This is a genomic window from Abyssisolibacter fermentans (assembly GCF_001559865.1).
GTDB lineage: Bacteria > Bacillota > Clostridia > Tissierellales > MCWD3 > Abyssisolibacter > Abyssisolibacter fermentans.
This window is the reverse complement of the sequence record NZ_LOHE01000013.1, coordinates 18,145-36,708: the sequence shown is the minus strand read 5'-3', so window position 1 is coordinate 36,708 and position 18,564 is coordinate 18,145. Positions and strand designations below refer to the sequence as shown.

At 27.6% G+C, this 18,564-nt stretch carries 16 protein-coding genes and 2 pseudogenes; 16 read left to right on the top strand and 2 right to left on the bottom strand.

Features of this window, described 5'->3' with window-relative positions; genetic code table 11:
• Positions 1-715: 715 nt before the first annotated feature.
• Positions 716-967, bottom strand: a complete 252-nt coding sequence (locus AYC61_RS01130) for a hypothetical protein (RefSeq protein ID WP_066495565.1) — start codon at positions 965-967, stop codon at positions 716-718.
• A 759-nt stretch (positions 968-1,726) separates the two neighbouring features.
• Between AYC61_RS01130 and tnpA (AYC61_RS01125) the strand changes: the two genes are divergently transcribed.
• The 16 genes and pseudogenes from tnpA (AYC61_RS01125) to AYC61_RS01060 all read left to right on the top strand — a co-directional run bounded on the left by tnpA (AYC61_RS01125) (position 1,727) and on the right by AYC61_RS01060 (position 17,734).
• Complete coding sequence (tnpA, locus tag AYC61_RS01125; protein ID WP_066495562.1) at positions 1,727-2,152, top strand: IS200/IS605 family transposase; 426 nt, start codon at positions 1,727-1,729, stop codon at positions 2,150-2,152.
• Positions 2,153-2,517: 365 nt separating this feature from the next.
• Positions 2,518-3,879, top strand: coding sequence for a PapB family radical SAM/SPASM ranthipeptide maturase (gene papB, locus AYC61_RS01120; protein WP_066495558.1), 1,362 nt, complete (start codon positions 2,518-2,520; stop codon positions 3,877-3,879).
• A 197-nt stretch (positions 3,880-4,076) separates the two neighbouring features.
• Positions 4,077-4,244, top strand: coding sequence for a hypothetical protein (locus AYC61_RS20885; protein WP_156456285.1), 168 nt, complete (start codon positions 4,077-4,079; stop codon positions 4,242-4,244).
• Between the two features lie 667 nt (positions 4,245-4,911).
• Positions 4,912-5,799, top strand: a complete 888-nt coding sequence (locus AYC61_RS01115; RefSeq protein WP_066495554.1) for an ATP-binding cassette domain-containing protein — start codon at positions 4,912-4,914, stop codon at positions 5,797-5,799.
• Positions 5,793-7,214: a hypothetical protein gene (locus tag AYC61_RS01110; protein ID WP_066495551.1), complete on the top strand. Its 1,422-nt coding sequence runs from the start codon at positions 5,793-5,795 to the stop codon at positions 7,212-7,214. The genes AYC61_RS01115 and AYC61_RS01110 overlap by 7 nt, the downstream gene beginning before the upstream one ends.
• 26 nt (positions 7,215-7,240) lie before the next feature.
• Positions 7,241-7,927 carry a hypothetical protein gene (locus AYC61_RS01105; protein ID WP_066495550.1) on the top strand — a complete coding sequence of 229 codons (687 nt, stop codon included), beginning with the start codon at positions 7,241-7,243 and terminating at the stop codon, positions 7,925-7,927.
• A 174-nt stretch (positions 7,928-8,101) separates the two neighbouring features.
• Complete coding sequence (locus tag AYC61_RS01100) at positions 8,102-9,412, top strand: S8 family serine peptidase (protein WP_162265417.1); 1,311 nt, start codon at positions 8,102-8,104, stop codon at positions 9,410-9,412.
• A 518-nt stretch (positions 9,413-9,930) separates the two neighbouring features.
• Positions 9,931-10,384, top strand: a pseudogene (gene tnpA, locus AYC61_RS01095) (IS200/IS605 family transposase).
• 415 nt (positions 10,385-10,799) lie between these two features.
• Positions 10,800-11,396: a hypothetical protein gene (locus tag AYC61_RS01090; protein ID WP_066495546.1), complete on the top strand. Its 597-nt coding sequence runs from the start codon at positions 10,800-10,802 to the stop codon at positions 11,394-11,396.
• Positions 11,397-11,468: 72 nt separating this feature from the next.
• Complete coding sequence (locus AYC61_RS01085; protein WP_066495542.1) at positions 11,469-12,029, top strand: acyltransferase; 561 nt, start codon at positions 11,469-11,471, stop codon at positions 12,027-12,029.
• Between the two features lie 484 nt (positions 12,030-12,513).
• On the top strand, positions 12,514-14,301 hold the full coding sequence (locus tag AYC61_RS01080) for an ABC transporter ATP-binding protein (protein ID WP_066495534.1): 1,788 nt from the start codon (positions 12,514-12,516) through the stop codon (positions 14,299-14,301).
• 357 nt (positions 14,302-14,658) lie between these two features.
• Positions 14,659-15,132 carry an NUDIX domain-containing protein gene (locus tag AYC61_RS01075; RefSeq protein ID WP_066495531.1) on the top strand — a complete coding sequence of 158 codons (474 nt, stop codon included), beginning with the start codon at positions 14,659-14,661 and terminating at the stop codon, positions 15,130-15,132.
• A 210-nt stretch (positions 15,133-15,342) separates the two neighbouring features.
• Entirely contained in the window at positions 15,343-15,714 is a 372-nt protein-coding gene (locus AYC61_RS01070; protein ID WP_066495527.1) for a hypothetical protein, read from the top strand.
• Between the two features lie 152 nt (positions 15,715-15,866).
• Positions 15,867-16,034: pseudogene (locus tag AYC61_RS22230) on the top strand (4Fe-4S binding protein); the annotation flags it as partial.
• A 352-nt stretch (positions 16,035-16,386) separates the two neighbouring features.
• Entirely contained in the window at positions 16,387-17,238 is an 852-nt protein-coding gene (locus AYC61_RS01065) for an AraC family transcriptional regulator (protein WP_066495517.1), read from the top strand.
• A gap of 16 nt (positions 17,239-17,254) precedes the next feature.
• Positions 17,255-17,734, top strand: coding sequence for a hypothetical protein (locus AYC61_RS01060; protein ID WP_066495514.1), 480 nt, complete (start codon positions 17,255-17,257; stop codon positions 17,732-17,734).
• Between the two features lie 110 nt (positions 17,735-17,844).
• Here AYC61_RS01060 and AYC61_RS01055 read toward each other — a convergent pair whose 3' ends face one another.
• Positions 17,845-18,444, bottom strand: a complete 600-nt coding sequence (locus AYC61_RS01055; protein ID WP_066495512.1) for a TetR/AcrR family transcriptional regulator — start codon at positions 18,442-18,444, stop codon at positions 17,845-17,847.
• Between the last annotated feature and the right edge of the window lie 120 nt (positions 18,445-18,564).

Below are 18,564 nucleotides of genomic sequence, written 5' to 3'. Positions count from 1 at the left end.
ACTTGACATAGGTCAGTTCATTTTAGGCTATTTTTAAGCCTGTAATCTAATGAAAAATTTAAATTTCTTTTTGAGTAAAAAAATATATCCTTACGGGTACATTACTCCGATTATTATCGTTACCAAAATAAAACATTCTAATACATGCATAACATAGAAATAATTGGAGATAATAAATATGAGTACTAGCACTAGACTAATTTAATTCAAATTTCAAATATTTTTGTCAGTTTAGAGTGAAAGTTTTTCTCTAAAAGCACAAAGTTAATTATATTCTCGTCTTAAGTTGTATCAATTAATACTTCATACGATATTTAGGAATAAGGCTTAAAATTTACTACATATATATTTGAGCAAAAACAGTCATTTATTCAACCTTAAATGAAAAAGTTTAGTCTTACTTGACAGAAGGGTATGTAAGTAGAATTGAGAAAAAGCAATAGAGAAATTGAATAAGGCATTAACATAGTTAGATTAGATATGAATGCATGGTTTCCAAGGTTCTTGGAAGTCGTACATTTATTTTTTGACTCTCTAATAGAAACAAAGCTGATATTGTATTATTGGATTACATCCATACAGCTTGACACAGCCCGTGAAATTTTTTGAGCTCAGCATTTTTTTCCTCAATTGATGCTCTTTTTTTGTATTTCTGGTTAAATTCATCTGTTTTTTGGTATTGAGATATTTTATAATTGTATAATTTTAAATTTTTTCATGTAGTATTTCTTCCTTTATTCATGATAGCACTCTTTCCTTTCGCAGAATTTTCAATGTATTTAGTACTATTATATTTCTTAATCCACCCAAAAAGGAGGCTGTGATTGGAAAATTCGTATTTTCTTACAACTTCTCTACATGAATACTTACTACTTAAATAATCATACATTGTAAGAAATTTAACTCCTTCTAGGTATTCAATTACTATTGAATGCTTGTCTTCTAATAAATATTTACTTTTTGACATTAAATTCTCTCTTATGGTTAAATAGATTTTTATTATTTATTCTGATTACCTTAAGGGATCATAACATAACGGGTGGTACTGATTTAATAGGAAAGTTATAATTTTTAGAGAAACGTTTAAAAGTGTTATCTCAAAAAAGACATAACAAAATAACTACAAAAGTAGAAGGTATTATTTGTTGTAGTTGTATTTTACACCTTAAATTTCGATGTATGAAACAGGTGTCATAGCACCATCTTTTGTTTGTTTTTAATCATAAAAATAAATATAACTAGAATTAGTAGAAACAACACAAAAGGTAGTTGCGAAACATGATATTTTTAAACAGCGTATTTTTCAGTTTAATTTTTAATTAAAAATATATGTTGACAAATATAAAAAATAGAAATAAAATAAGAATTAACCAAAAGGCATATAATGACAAGTAAGTATATAAATAGAATTTAATAAATTATATACTAATCTATAGTAATTAAATTTGACATAGAAAACTTTGAAACAATAACAAATCAATATTTGTGTTAAAAATAGGACATGCCATTCTAAAAATACTTTTAGACATTAGTAGAGTTTTTCATATTTTAAGAATTTTTCTTAAGAAAGAAAATATGAAGTAGTAATATATTTTAAATTTGTCAGGTATAGATTATTTAATAATTTGATTTAATTTCTAAGTGCGTGGTCTAAATCCACCGTCTTTAGACGGTATACGCTTTAAGCCTTAGTAATTTGAGACATACTAATCAAGAGGTGATTAGTATGGAATATGAAAATGATATGTGTATATATAATATCAAGTACCATATAATATGGGTTACAAAATACAGATATAAAGTATTAGTAAAACCAATTTCAATAAGACTAAGAGACTTAATAATACAAGGATGTGAAGCAAGAAATATAAAGATAATAAAAGGTAGTGTAGGAAAAGACCATGTTCATATGTTAGTATCATGTCCACCAAATTTATCACCAAGTAAAACAGTACAGTACTTGAAAGGAAGATCGTCTAGATTATTACAAGAACAGTACCCAGAGTTAAGAAAAAGGTATTGGGGACAACATTTGTGGGCAAGAGGATATTTTTTGCGGGCAGTAGGTAATGTAACAGAAGAGATAGTGAAAAATTATATAGAAAATCAAGAAATACCAGTTACTAAAAGTGATTTTAAGGTTGAAGAATAGCAAATTTATTGGGCTTAAGCTCAAAAACTTGAGTGGGCTTAAGCCTAAACAAGACTTTCAGTCTTAGGCATTTATGCCTAAATCCACCTACTTTAGTAGGTGTGTTGTTTAATTAATATTTAAAAGCAAATTGGCATAAATGATGCGAAGATTTAGCAAAAAAATAATATAGTATGTGTAGTTTTATTTTATCTGGTATTTTAAGTTCATAATAGTAAGTGATAATCAAGGAGAACGGAGCACTAAATAGTGAATTAGTAAAGGGGCTGGTGTATGCAGAAAAATGATCAAACTAAAGAAAAGACTTGTTAAAACAGTAAATGTTGTTATTAAGAAAGATCACATAGAATTATTGGGGGGATTTTATGACAGTAGTAAAATTTAATAAAGATATTAATAAATATTATCCATTTGCAATTAAGTTTTTTAACGATAATTATTACTTATATAATTTAATGACTAATGCTATATTTCTAATGGATGAAAATTCTTATAATATTTTGATTAATGATGATAATATAAATAGAGAAAAATACATAGATACCGTTAGATTTTTTGAGAATAATTTTATTCTCGTTACACCAGAAAATGAATCCAAATTGGACGAGTTATATAATAAAGTTGTAATGAAAAAGAAGTTTTTAAATTCAACAGCCTTAACATTAATGATTTCTCAGGAATGTAATTTGAGATGTAAATATTGTTATGGAGAAAATGGAGAATATTCAAATAAGGGCAAAATGGATTTTATAGTTGCTAAAAAAGCTATTGATTATTTTATACAACAGTCACCATCAGATAAGTTAAGCATTTGCTTCTTTGGTGGAGAACCACTCTTGAATATTGAATTAATTGAAGAGGTCATTGAGTATACAAGAGAAATAGAGAAGAATAGCAATAAAAAATTTAATTTTTCGATGACAACAAATGCAACTTTAATAGATAAAAAAATAGAAAAATTTATTATTAATAACAAAATAGATCTTACCGTTAGCATAGATGGATCAAAAGAAATGAATGATTCAAATAGATATTATGCTAACAACAAAGGCGTTTATAATGATATAAAGAAGAAAACAAGCGGATTAAAAAAGTTTATAACTGCTAGAGCCACATTATCTCCTCCTAATTTAGACGTAATGGATAGTATTACTCATATAGTAAATAAATTTGGCTTTAAGAAAGTAGCATGGGCTGAAGCAGATAATCTTCTAAATGATAAAGATTATAACTTATTAAAAAATAGTACACACAATTTACTAGACAAATTAGAGAATCTTATAAATTGTGGAAAATATAATGAAGTAAGAAAATACCATACGTTTATTAATATGCTAAAAAAGTTTAATTCAGATGGTATTAGAACTAAAGGATGTGGAGCAGGATCAAATTTAATGGCGGTTGATATAGATGGTAAAATATATCCATGTCATAGATTCGTTGGTATAGAAGAGTATGTACTTGGTAATGTAAGTGATGAGAAATTAGAGGAAAATTTAAATTTTTATTCAAACGTAGATTTAGTAAATTTTAAAAAATGTGAGTTCTGTATTGCAAAAAATATATGTGCTGGTGGATGTATTAATGAAAACTATGTTGCTAATCAGAGCATTAATGAACCATCTGATAAACATTGTGAATATAGAATATCAATCGTAGAAAGATTATTAGAAATATATATAAAACTAGATGATAATGCAAAAAAACAGTTGTTTAGTAATTACTAATATAATAATTGTATAAGATTAGTATCTAATAATATAATTTTATGATAAAAGGCTTATATTTATTTTGTTAAATTTTAGATAGAAATAAATCTATATTTTTAAAACATGGATTATTATTTAGAAATTATTTTAAAATGAAATATGTTTTAGCGCATTAAAAATTTTTAACTTAATATATTTTGGGGGGAGGTGAAATTATGAAACAGCTAAATAATAAATCATTAGAACATACTAATGATAGAGAGCCTAATTGGTGTATATGGTGCGATGCGAGCGACAGATGTGACAGTTGTGACGCGATAGACTTTGGCAATGGTGATTGTAACTCTTGTGATTTTGGAACTGAATGTACAAAGGTAGGATAGTTTGAAAAAGTATAATCATTAATTGTCATAGTAAATTGATTTAATAGTTAACTGTACTAGTAAGGCTAGCTCAATAATTTTTTATTTAGGTTTTATAACAAAATATATAAGGTTAAATTGTTTAGTGTAATTAATCTAACATTTAACCTTATATTAAATTAGTATTTTAATAAGTTTGATAAAGGGATTCATTTATTTCCCGATAGCTGTCAATAAGTAGCTTTATCAATAGATATAAGTTATTAATTTTCGATTATCCAAGTTCGAGTTAGATTTGATTTACGAAAGTAGCATATATAATATCTTAAATAAATTAACTAAAAATTCTAAATGTTTATTGTTACATACAGCCTGTATACTGTGAAAAAGTATGCTTAAAGGGTACTTGTATTTAAAATGGTAAGGTTATTGTAGATAATTCTATTAAAAGATTTGTACTTAGTAAATATTAGACATTGATATAAAGGTTCCATGCATATTATTAAAAGAAATTAACAGCCATTTATTATATAACATCCTAAGTGTAAATTACTATATTAATTTCTAAAGTTGGTTTATGATAAGTGTTTTTTTACCATCTACATAATTCAATATAATAACTATAAATGAATAAGCTTAGATATAGGATAGTATTTAACAATATGATATAAGGGTGGAGATGTAGAAAATGAATATAGACATTAGAAATTTATCAAAGAAATATATAAAAAGTAAAAGTAAATCTTTAGTTTCAATAAATACGATTATTCCAAAAGGAATTTTTGGATTGTTAGGAGAAAATGGTGCAGGAAAAACTACTCTATTAAAAACAATAGCTACAGTTATGCCAGTTCAAGAAGGTCAAATAATGATAGATGGCTATGATATAATGGAAAATATAGAAGATTTAAGAAAGAAGATAGGCTATTTACCTCAAAACTTTCCTTTTTTCGAAAAATTAACAGTATATGAAATGTTAGATTATATAGCATTATTAAAAAATGTTAAAGACGAGACTAGACATAAAGAAATTAAAGATTTAATTGAACAATTTAATTTGAAAGATAAGACATATAGTAAAATAAATGAGTTATCTGGCGGTATGAAGCAGAGACTAGCTATTGCACAATCCTTTATTGGAAATTCTGAACTTATAATTTTAGATGAACCCACAGTAGGATTAGATCCTAATGAAAGATTGAGATTTAGGAATATAATAAATGAAAAAAGTGAAAGTAGTACAATAATCATCTCAACACATATAGTTTCTGATATAGCAATGTTATGCAATAGTATAGGCATCATGAAAAAGGGAAGAATGATTTATTGTGGATCTATAGAAGAGTTATTAAAAAGTGTAGAAGGTAAAATTTATATTGATACTTTACATATAAAAGCTAACATAGATAAAACAAAATATAAAAAAATAATTTCTATATTGAGGAAAAAAAATACAGTAGAGGTTCGATTTATTTTAGATGAGTTTATTGATAATAAATATGAACCTGTAACTCCAACATTGGAAGACGCATATTTTTACATGACGTTTTTTGATGAAGGAGATGAATTATGTTAAGGATAATCAGAAGAACCATAAAAATAAGTAATGAAGAGATTTTTAATGGATTGAAATATAAAATTTTAATAAATGCTTTATTTTTTATTTTAATAGTTGTATTACAGCTTGAAGATATTACATTAAAAGTCAGTAGTAATTATTTAGTAACTACTTGGATTTCTATTAATGTATATTTTGTTTTTTCGATATTTAAGAAAAAAAATAGGCAGTTTATTTTGGATATAAGTAGTTTATCGAATAAAAAGAAGTTTTTATTGCTGTATCTAGTTGTAGGTATAATGAATTTTACTTGGTTTATATGTATTTTCTTGCAATTAATTTATTTTATGAGTGCCAACCTTATAAATGCTCTTTTTGTTGCAATGTTACAATATATATTTGCCATTTCTTTAGGTGCCATTGGAGGTGTGTTTTATAAAAAACATGTTGGATTGATAATAATAATTGGTTTGGTAATATTTAACTTTATGGGATATAATCCATTAATTTATGATGGAGCTAGCCATTTACTTTCGATAAGTGAGCAGCTGAATTCAATAAATGTTCTTAATATCACCAATATTTTAAGTTTGTTGGTATTAACTTTTCTATTTTTATTCACGACGTATTTATTTACTAAATTAAACAAAAAACATATGTTAAAAAAGTTGGTGGTTATAACTATTGCTTGCAGTATATCTTATGTAGCTATATTGTATTATGATTACTCGCAATACAATAATGTTAAAAAGCAAAGTTTTATGCTAGCTACCTATGGAGATAATGCTATTGAATATAGAGCAGTTTCAAAGAATAAAGTAGATGAAATTTGTAATATTATAGATGAACTAGAAAAGCAATTTAAAAAAATTCAACCTAATACAGAGTATTCAAATTACATAATTGATAAAGAATGCTTATCTAAAGTTTTATGGAGATTGCAAGAAAAAAAGCCAAAAACTGTTATGATAGATAAAAATACAATAGAAGTAAATTTATTATCAAGTTCAATGATATATTTTGATGAACCGGATTTTTTAAGAAACTTTATTGAAGAAATACAAGTTGAAATGGCTAAAAATGTTAATGGATATTCACAAAGTAGATATACGAGGCATTTAATAGAAGGCTACAGTATTATCATTTTGAAAGACTTATGCGATGCTATTCATATAGAGCAATCCCAAAATGTGAAAACATACTATATTGATGAGATTAATGAAATATTTAGTGTTCCAACAACTCGCTTTAACTTTGTCTATAGGATAGCTTTACTAGTATATGAAAAGTATCCAGATCATATTGAAAGATTATATCGTGTGACGCTTGAACAAAATCCTAAAACAAATAAAGAATTTGTACAATTACTAGAAGTATATTTTAACGAAATATTTAATGATAGTGAAGTGTATAAAATTTTAGAAAGTATTTAATTGATTGGAAAAAGGTGGGGTGGAAAATGCGTGCGAAGTGGAATTCTTTGAAAAGATCTAAATTCTTTTTTTTTCTAATGGTATTTAATTATATATTATTAGCTATAGTTGATAATAAATCTATTTTATTAATGTCAGGGATAGAACAATATATATACAGATACAATTTTCAGCAAATTTTTATTGTTATATCAAGTGCAATCTTTGTAAATATACTTTTTAATGAAAGATCAATAGATAGCATAAAAAATTATTTGGTAATTTATATAAAGGACATAAAAACGGAAATATATAGGATAGTTTTATTAATTAGTATAACAAATATTAGTGCTTTTATAATTGGTCAATTATTAGTATTAGTAATAAATTATATATATTTCGGAGAAGTAAATGTATGCCTTTTTTTTGTTAACTTAGCAATTGTATCATTGGAAATAATTATTTGTATCATATTTGTAATTGGCTTAAGATTATTATTCAAAAAAGATATACTTGTTTTTGGTATCTTCTATTTAATAATACTAATTTTACTTATAATAAATAATGTTTTCGTTACCATCCCTTTGACAATTAAAATTCTAGGATTAGGTGGACAAGGGTATTATATAACATATGACCCAGAGCTATGGTTAGGTAGAATAATCCTTTTAAGTATAAGTTTTATTATACTTAAACTATCGTTACAAAGGTTTGGTAAAGAATTGAAGAATTAGTGTAAAAATTATAAATGCAAAGATTATATCTAAATTTATAGGTATAAGTTTACAACAGGAAGTAGGGTTCATCAAACAATAAATTTACAGTTAATTAGCTACCTGTAAATATGAAAGAAAAAGACTGATTTAGCGTAAATAGATAAACTGACAATGTGCTTCATTAGAGTTGATATGAACATGGTATATATTCAGAAGTTTGGAAGTGTTAATGATATGAAAGGTTATTTATCTGATATTAGTATAAAATCTAATATCTTATATGAAGATAAACTGAGCTATAATAGTAATTTTAAGTTATATCGTTTCATACCTACTTGTACAGGTAGTTATGAATTTATTTGTAATAGTAAATTTAAGTTGTGTGGTGCTATATATGAAGAAACACTGTGTATGTATGTAAATAGTGCTTATGCTATCGATAAGAATATAATAAAAATAGCAACTACACTACTAAAGGGAAAAGTTTATTATATAAAAGTATACACAAAAGAAAGAAAATTAGGTGATGTATTTTATACATTTAATTTATACAATATTCCTATGCCAATAAGCTCTCATTTTAAATATCAATGGGGTATGTTTAATCAAAGAAATGGCATTGATATAAATATTGTACCAGTTTGGAAATATATATCAAAATCAACAATAAAAATAGGAGTTGCTGATACTGGGATAAATTATAATCATATTAACTTAAAAAATAGTATTAACAAAAAACTTAGTTATAATTTTGTACATGATAATAATGATATATATCCATCGAATGAAGGATTACAAAAATATTCAGCACAAGTTGGGCATGGAACGCACATCGCAGGAATAATATCTGGATATCCATTGAATAAAGTTGGTATAGTTGGAATAGTAAATAATCCTAATGTAATTTCTTTAAAGGTATTAGGAAATTACACTGAAGAATGTACTATTTTTAATAAAACAAGTGATGCTTTTGTACTTGCAATTGAATATGCAATTAAACACAATATTAGAATTTTAAATTGTAGTTTTAGTGGAAGAGAATTTTCAGAAAAAGAGAAAAAAGCATTGGAAAGAGCAAGTGATATTTTGTTTGTAATAGCAGCAGGTAATGATGGACTTGATTTAAAAGTAGAACCAGTGTATCCTGCATGCTATGGTTTGAAAAATTGTATTATTATAACGGCTGTAGACGAAAGTGGTTCATTGTATATAAAGTCAAATTATGGTGAGAATGTAGATATTGCAGCTCCTGGAAATAATATTGCCAGTACATATTCTGATAACAAGTATATTAAAGCTCAAGGAACTTCTGTAGCTGCACCATTTGTGTCTGGTGTTTGTAGTTTAATTTTGGAAAAAAATCCGAAACTTTTACCTCAGGAAATTAAAAGTATTATTATGCATCCTGAAAATGTGACTAAAATTGATAAACTCAAAAATAAAGTTAAATGTGGAGGTATTTTAAATGCATATAAGTCTATTATTTCATGTCATAATACTTAAAGTTGATTAATTTAGTATTTGTCGTAGAATTCAATTTTAGACTATGGGGCGTGGGGTAGCTCCATCAGGATTACAAAACTGAGCATTGGATAATAATTTTTACTACCATATGATTTCAATGGAGGCTCACCTTATCTATCAGGCTATTATACTAGCAAACATAAAGGAATAAACAAACAAGATGATTCTTTATCTAGATAACTACGAAGAGAATCATTTTTTTTCAATAAATAAGAGAAAAGTACAATCATTTAGGAACGGAATACTGCGTAAAAGGAAGCTCCTTTTGAGTTAGTTTTTTCTTTTCCTAAATTCCTTAATTTCTTAATCTTACTACCAAAATCGTCAGCTTTGTATTTTTTAGTTAATGGCTTTAGCCAGTTGAGCACGCAAAGCGTGCGAAACAATAAACCACCCGCGATACGGGTGCGGAAACGAAAGTTATACAAAAAAAATCACCTTTCCGTTATAATAGAGTTGTTCAAGCTACTAAAATAACGAAAGGAAAGGTGATTTTAATGGCAAATAAAGCAAATAGCTTAGCACATTCAAAATGGATGTGTAAATACCATATTGTATTCACTCCTAAGTATAGACGAAAAATTGTATATAATCAATACAAAGTGAGCATAAGAGACATATTGATACAGTTATGTAAATATAAAGGTGTTGAAATAATAGAAGGTCACATAATGCCAGATCATATACATATGCTAGTAAGTATACCACCAAAAATAAGTGTATCAAGTTTTGGGATACTTGAAAGGTAAAAGTGCATTGATGATATTTGATAAACATGCAAATTTAAAATATAAATTTGGAAATAGACATTTTTGGGCAGAGGGTTACTATGTAAGTACAGTAGGATTAAATGAGGCAACAATCAAGAAATATATAAAAGAGCAAGAAAAGCAGGATATTATGAAAGATAAGTTAAGTGTAAAAGAGTACGAAGACCCTTTCAAGGGGTAGCCAGCAATACAAAACCCATTTAGGGGTGGCAAAAGTGGCAAAGACGTTGTAGCTTGAACAAAGTGAAAGCTAGCGTCTTGAGGCGCTAGTCGGTAACAACCCCTTAGGGGTAGAGCAAACCACCCGTTTTTACGGGTGGTGCTGATTTGAATAAGATTAAATATTTAAATCTTCAACATATTGTATGTAATATGATAAATCCGTGATGTTATAGTGCTGAGAATAGTGGAGAAGAATGAATTAAAATGTGCACTTATTGTATATATTTAACTCATATGCTACAATAAAGAAGTATTACTTTCTATAGGTATTATAAAATATGAAATTGATAAAGACTCAGGATATGAAATAATAAAGAACTTTTTAATAACATTTAATAAATTCATTAGTGTGTAGTGTTAATAGGAGGTTAAAAATGACTAGCAAAAAACTACTTATCGTAATATCACTTATTATATTTACAACATTAATTTTTTCTTCTTGTAAAAATAATGAAAAAAAGAAAGAACAAACTACCAATACTTTCGTTGAACCTAGAATATTTTCTGTAGAAGAAATATATAACTTTGAATTACTTCGTTCAGATTGGACAAAAGAGCAGATGGATAAAGCAAATTTCAAGAAGAAAGATAACGAGCCAAATGGCTGGACAACATATTGTGATGATAATATTGAGTATATTTATTATGATTGGTTTGAATCAAAAACACCTGAAGTAATAGCTGTGTATGGAGAGTATGAAGGACCAAGAGGTATAAAGATTGGAGACAAATTTGAAGATGTACTTTATAAATTTCCTCAGGAAAAGGATTGGAAGAAAAGTACTTTTGGAGAGTTCTATGGGACAATATACGAGACAGAACAATGGGAGCCTGTAGGTAATGTAGGGATAAGAAACGAAGAGGAAAAGCATATTACATTACATTCAAAACAAGGAGGTCCGTTTTATACAATTTATTTTAAGAATGATATAGTAACACATTATGAATTTCGTATGAGAAATGTTAACTAGAAAAAGGAAATCTAGCTGTTATCATTTTAGTACAATTACAAAATATAGACATTAATAGAAGAGGTGGATTACATGACAGATGTTTTTATTAGTGAAAAAGCAATAGTTGATGAAAGTGTTATAATAGGAAGAGGAACTAAAATATGGCATTTCACACAGATAATTAGAAATGTAACAATTGGGACTAATTGTAAAATTGGCAAGAATGTTTTTATAGACCACGATATAACCATAGGTGATAATGTTAAAATACAAAATAATGTTAATATATATCACGGTGTTATTATAGAAGACGATGTATTTTTAGGACCATCTATGACATTCACTAATGACATGTTTCCTAGATCCAATAATCATGATTTCAAAGTAGTTTCTACAAAGGTTAGTAAAGGAGCTTCAATAGGAGCTAATGCAACAATCATTTGTGGTGTTAACATAGGAGAGTATTCAATGATTGGGGCAGGAGCAGTTGTAACTAAAGATGTAAAGCCATATAGTATAGTAGTAGGAAATCCAGCTAAGACAATTGGTTATGTTTGTATTTGTGGTAATAGACTAAATGAAAAACTTAAATGTAGTATATGTCATAGAGATTATCATGATAAGATAAAAGCATTGAAGTGTATAGATTGAAAACTCTAAAGATATTTAGAAATTATTCAGTTTATTATTCTTTTAATAGAATTGAGGTAATGATGCCCTTATAAAATGCTAATAATAAACCACGCTTGAAGTGACGATTGCTGACTTAAAAGTTTGAACATATTCTAATGAAGAATTGAAGAGTATGGTAGTATATAGAAAAAATAGTTGCGCAGGAAAAGAACACATAAACATATTAATATCATGTTCACCTATTATATCATCATGTAATATAGTGCAATACTGGAAAGGAAGATTATCAAGAATATATAAGAAGAATTTGGAGATTAAAGAAAAAATATTGTGGGGAATTTAGAATACAGCTAGTTAAATATTTACTTGGCTAAAGATAAAGATTCAAAAATTAATCACAAAAACAATGTATTATATAAAAATGAGTGGTTAAATAAATATGAATATAAATAATATAATACCTTTGACATTAATGAAAAAAATTTAATTGGAGGGTTGCCAAATGGCTTATATTCAGATGTTCAAACATCTTTGGCAATATGCAGAAAAAGAAAGATGGAAAGTAGTTGTATATATATTATTACATGCAATATCTATACTTGGAGAACTAGGGAAACCATTTGCATTTGCTATGGTACTAAATGCGTTACAAAAAAATAGTCCAAATGTCATTAATGAAGTGTTACACTGGCTATTGTTCTATACTGCGTGTTTCTTTGTATTTGAAATATTTCACCGTTCAGCACGATTTATAGAAAGGTATGTTGCATTTAGAAACAGAAAACGCTTTGTAACAACTATGTATGACCATCTTCAAACACTACCATTATCTTGGCATTCTGATAATCATTCAGGCGCTGTTATTGATAGAGTTAATAAAGCAGCAGATGCATTATACGAATTTGGTCAGTCTCAGATGATGTTTGTAAACGTTTTCATGAAGTTTTGGGGTCCCATGATAATATTATGGAAGATATCAAAAGAAATTGCTATAATTGCTATGATGGTTGGGTTTTTGATTGTTTTTGTTACAAAGAAACTATACAGTTTGTCTGTACCTGAATACAGAGCACAAAACCAAGCATTCCATGATGTAGCATTAGCTCTCCATGACTATGTCAGTAATATTACAACTATCATAATGTTAAGATTAGGGAAGTATGTAAAAAAAGACATTGAGGAACGTATTAATCGTGCATTCCCGCATTTGAAGAAAGAAAATAGGATTACACACATAAAATGTTTTTCCACAGGGTTCTTAATGTTGTTGCTTGATGTTGGATTAATATTTTACTACATATATTCTCAAAAACAAGCAAATGCTCTTATTAAAATTGGGTCTGTAGCAGCAATATTTGAATATATCAAGCAATTTATGATGTCGTTCCAATTCTATGCAGGAGATTACGAATCTGTTATACATTGGAAAACGGATTTTGAAGCAATAAGACCTATTTTAGATGAGAAATCTAAAGTTGTTGTATTGGAAGAAGTTCTACTAAACGAGTGGAAGAAAATAGATGTCAAGTCACTTGACTTTTCTTATGGTGATGAAAAATATGATCTAAAAGATATATCAATAAGTCTATATAAAGGTAAAAAGATAGCTTTCGTTGGTGAAAGTGGTGCAGGAAAGAGTACATTATTAAAGATTTTAAGAGGATTAGTTTCAACTAGAAGAGGTAAATTGAAAGTAGATGAAGATAAGGAATTACCTATTTCTGTACTTGCTAAAACAACAACGCTTATTCCTCAAGAGCCAGAAATTTTTGAAAATACAGTACGGTATAACATAACGATGGGGATGATTTCAAAAGAAGAGGATATAGAATCTGCTATCTGGACTGCTGGTTTTAATGATGTGGTTAAGAAATTGCCTACAGGTGTAGAAAGTGATGTCAGAGAAAAAGGAGTAAACTTATCAGGTGGTGAAAAACAAAGGCTTGCTTTAGCAAGAGGTATATTTGCTATAAAAGACAGCAAAATTGTATTATTAGATGAGCCAACTTCAAACGTAGATCCTGCAATGGAGCTGACAATTTTTCGAAGATTATTTGAAATATTATCAGAGAAATGTGTAGTGAGTGTTCTCCATAGATTACATTTAGTGAGATTATTTGATTATGTATATGTATTAAAAGAAGGGAGAATAGTTGAAGAAGGTACATTCGAACACTTACGAGAGAACAATGGCGAATTTACTCGTTTATGGAATAAATATTTAGCAGAAGAAGAATTAGAAGAAATGGATAAAGAGAGTATTGAACTAAATATAAGTAAATGTTATTAGAATATTTTATGTAAAATAAAATTCAACATTTGAGGCCTAATTTTTATCTTGTCACCAAAGTCACTAGAAATAAACTTTAAATAATTACTATTTAGGTAAGAAGCCATAAAGAGTTAATGATTTTATGAAATAGAATAATTTCACTATAATGCTAAACTTATATAAACTAATAATAGAGTGTGAATATATAGTATTTTAATAAAAGGTGTTGTTAATTAAAAAAGTATAAGTAATTATAATATTTGTAGCACTTATTGTATTAATAGTAGATAAAGAGAAAAAAAGAGGGCTACAAAAAAATAAATTTTATATATTGAACTTTCAATTAAGTAGTAAAATTATAGGAAGGTGTTTGACATGCATGAACATGGAATAAGAAATGCAGCTAGAGCTCTTATAATTAAGAATAATAAGCTACTAACTATAAAATATAGGAAAGGGGAAGGAGATATATATTATACACTTCCCGGCGGAGGACAGAATTCTAATGAAGAGCTTAGTAGCGCATTAAAACGTGAATGTTTCGAAGAACTAGGAGTTAAAATTGAAGTGAAAGATATTATATTTGTCTGTGAATATATTGCAGATTATCATGATTCTTTTATTCACAAAGCAGGATTTCATCAGGTAGATTTAATATTTGAATGCCAATTAACTAGTAATATTGATATCTTACATGCAAAAAGCAAGGATGGCAACCAATTAGGATATGAATGGATTGATATTCAAAATATAGAATCAGTGATAATGTATCCAAGGGGATTGAGAAAATTTATTTTAGACTACTATTTAGATAAAAATAAAATTATATATGTTGGTGAAATGGAATAATATTACCTTTTTAGAAACGAGTTTTTGTATTAAGTTAAAGGTAATAGTTATAAAGTCTTCATTTTTCAAGATAGGATATTATGATAAGCTTAATCAAGGTCTAAAATATAGAAATAAAAAATGGACAAGTATAAATAATAAATCATACAAATTTATAATATTAATACAGCGTTATCTTATACATAAATAACAATAAAGGAGCGTATGACTATGAAGAAAAGATTAATGATGTGTATTATGCTTGTTATAGTTTTTATGCAAACATTTGTTTTAGCAGGAGATATTTATAAGCCAAACGTAGTACAAGAACGATATGAGTTATCTAATAATAGATCAGGTACGCTTTATACAATTGAAGACAAAGATTTTAGAACTGTAATTAATCAAACAGATGATGGACATATTTATAGAGCAATATTTAATAAAAAAACTGAAATGATGAAATTAGAAGAATTGACAAAAAGACAAGGAATAATAAATGAAAAAGATATGATTTTGAATAGCAATCTTAGAGATTTAGATAACATATATGAAGTAAAAACACTTATGAATTATAAAATAGAGTCTGATACCAAACATTGAAGTGCGTAGTACGATTAAATAATTAGAGTAAATAGAATATGATGAATTGTAACGTCAAATAAATTATATAAAAGAGGTGCTGTAATGGAAATACAAGTAAAAGATATTACAAATTCATTTGTGATTTTTAGGAGAAAGTAAAAAGCTTAGATAATAATTGTACTGGATGTGGTTTGTGTGCGAAAAGGTGCCCAGTAAATAATATTACAATGGTAAATGGTAAACCAAATTGGAGTCATAATTGTGAATTATGTGCATCGTGCAAACAAAATTTTCTAAAAAAGGTAATTAATCATAAAGGTGTAACAGGAAAAAGATAACAATACATAAACCCTAATGTACGATTGAAGGCTCACAATATAAGTTATAAATATGGATTTATAACTCAAAACCCCTCTTATTCATTTAACTATGTATAATAGGGGTTTATCTATGTACTCAAGTGTCAAGAATTTGATGGCTAGTTATATATATTTTATTCATTGTTATTAATCATTTAAACATATATAATTTATGGTATATGGAAAAGTTCAGCAAGGATGATAAAAGAAGAATTATATTTCTGTTCAAGAAGCTGCTAAATACAACAACCTCTCTTTTTGGTGCATAAAAAGAGAGGAAATAAAATGAAAAACGAATTAAAATAAAATATGATAATGAGGAGTAGATAATATGGAATGGATAGAACGTCTTAACCAAGCAATCAATTATATTGAGGAGCATATCACAGAAGAAATAAATTATGAGCAGGTAGCTAAAGTAGCATACTGTTCTACATATCATTTTCAAAGGATGTTTGCATATATGGCGAATATTCCTCTTTCAGAATATATCAGACGTAGGCGCATGTCTTTAGCTGCTGTTGACTTGCAAAGTGGTGATGAAAAGATTGTGGACATTGCATTGAAATACGGTTATTCTTCACCAACAGCATTTAACAGGGCATTTCAAAGCGTACATGCAGTTGCTCCATCTTTAGTTAAAAAAGGCGGTATTTCTATTAAATCATATCCACCTATCAGCTTCAAAATAACTGTCAAAGGAGTGGAAGAATTGAATTATAGAATAGAAGAAAAAGAGGCATTTCGTATTGTTGGAATATCTCAACCTCTACATAAAGAAATTGAAAAGAATTTTGCTATTGTGCCACAGATGTGGCAAACAGCAGCTATGGATGGTACTATTCCTAAGTTAGTTACCATGATGAACAATCAGCCTATGGGACTTTTGGGAGTAAGTGTTTGCAATGATAATGAAGAATGGAAATATTTTATTGCTGTATCGACTTCTAAGCTGATTGACGAAACCTTAGAAGAATATTCTGTGCCAGCATCTAAATGGGCAATTTTCACAGGTAATGGTAAAAATCCTCAGTCCATTCAAGAGTTAGAACAACGAATTGTAACAGAATGGCTTCCTACTTCAGGCTATGAATACGCCAATGCTCCGGATATTGAGGTTTACTTGAATGATGATCCTAATAATTCGCAATATGAAGTATGGATACCTGTTATAAAGAAGTAACAAGGAGGCTAATAAAATGGAAGATATAAAATTTACTAATTTTCTCGAAACAGTAGACAATAGTAACAAAGATTTCGTAGTAGATATAAATACTTTTCTATTGCAGCAGGGTTGTAAATGCAAAATAAAGACCGCCAAGAGCGGATTTACAGTTTCTTACATTTTGGACACAACCAAAAAAACTTTAGCAACTTTTATATGTAGAAAAACAGGTGTAAAGTTACGGATATACCCACAGCATTTAAGACAATATGAAGATTTCCTAAGTTTACTTCCAGATAAGATGAAAAAAGAAATTAAAAAGGCTTCGTTATGCAAACGACTGGTTAATCCTGATGCTTGTAATCCAAAATGTATAATGGGATATGACTTTTATATAGATGACGAGCATTATCAAAAATGCCGCTATATGGCATTCCAGCATGCGTTAAATCAAGAAAGCAATCCCTATATCAAATCGTTTTTGGAGAAAGAATTAGCTTGTTGTAAAATCTGATTTTTTTATCACTTGTTACACTAATAAAAGTAAGACTAATCACCTATTAACTATATTCTATATGGATAATGGGTGATTTTTTATATAAGTTTATATTTTTCTTTTTTAAATTATGTAGTTAACAAATAATAGATTGTTTTTGTAGTTTGGGATTTCAAAATATCAAAGTTTAAACCATCATGAGGAAATGCCGATTTTTCTCGATTTAAAGCGTCAACCAATATGCAGGAAGCATATACTTTTTCAAGCAAATTATCAGATGTAACACCATTTTGATTAAGCATTTTAACTATTTTTTCAAAGTATTCATTTTCAAAATTACAAAAATGATGGTTAATTTCTTCATCTTCTAACATCATCATTCTTAATTGTTCTAAAGCATGACTTGATGTAGCATATAAATCAACATAGAATGATATCCATTTTTCTATAAAAACTGAAAGGTTAAACGGTTGTTGTAATCCCTCAAGTTTTTCAAATAAAAGTTTAGAAAAGGAATTAATATACTGATCAAATGTTGCAATATATATATCACGTTTGTTACTGAAATAGCTATATAAAGCTCCAGTTGATACACCAGCACTTTTAGCAATTTCAATAGTGTTAGTGTTATGGTATCCTTTTTTACAAAAAAGTTCAAAGCCAACATTCAAAATTTTCTCCGTTTTTTTAATTGATCGTTTTTGTACAGGTTTTCTTATTTTACTCATTTAGCAACTACCTCATTTTTTATATATAATTATACTTGTACTTTCTCAATGAGTCAATAGAATATGAAGTTTTATTCGTGTTTCGTTGACAGTAATAATATATTGTGATACCATTACGAA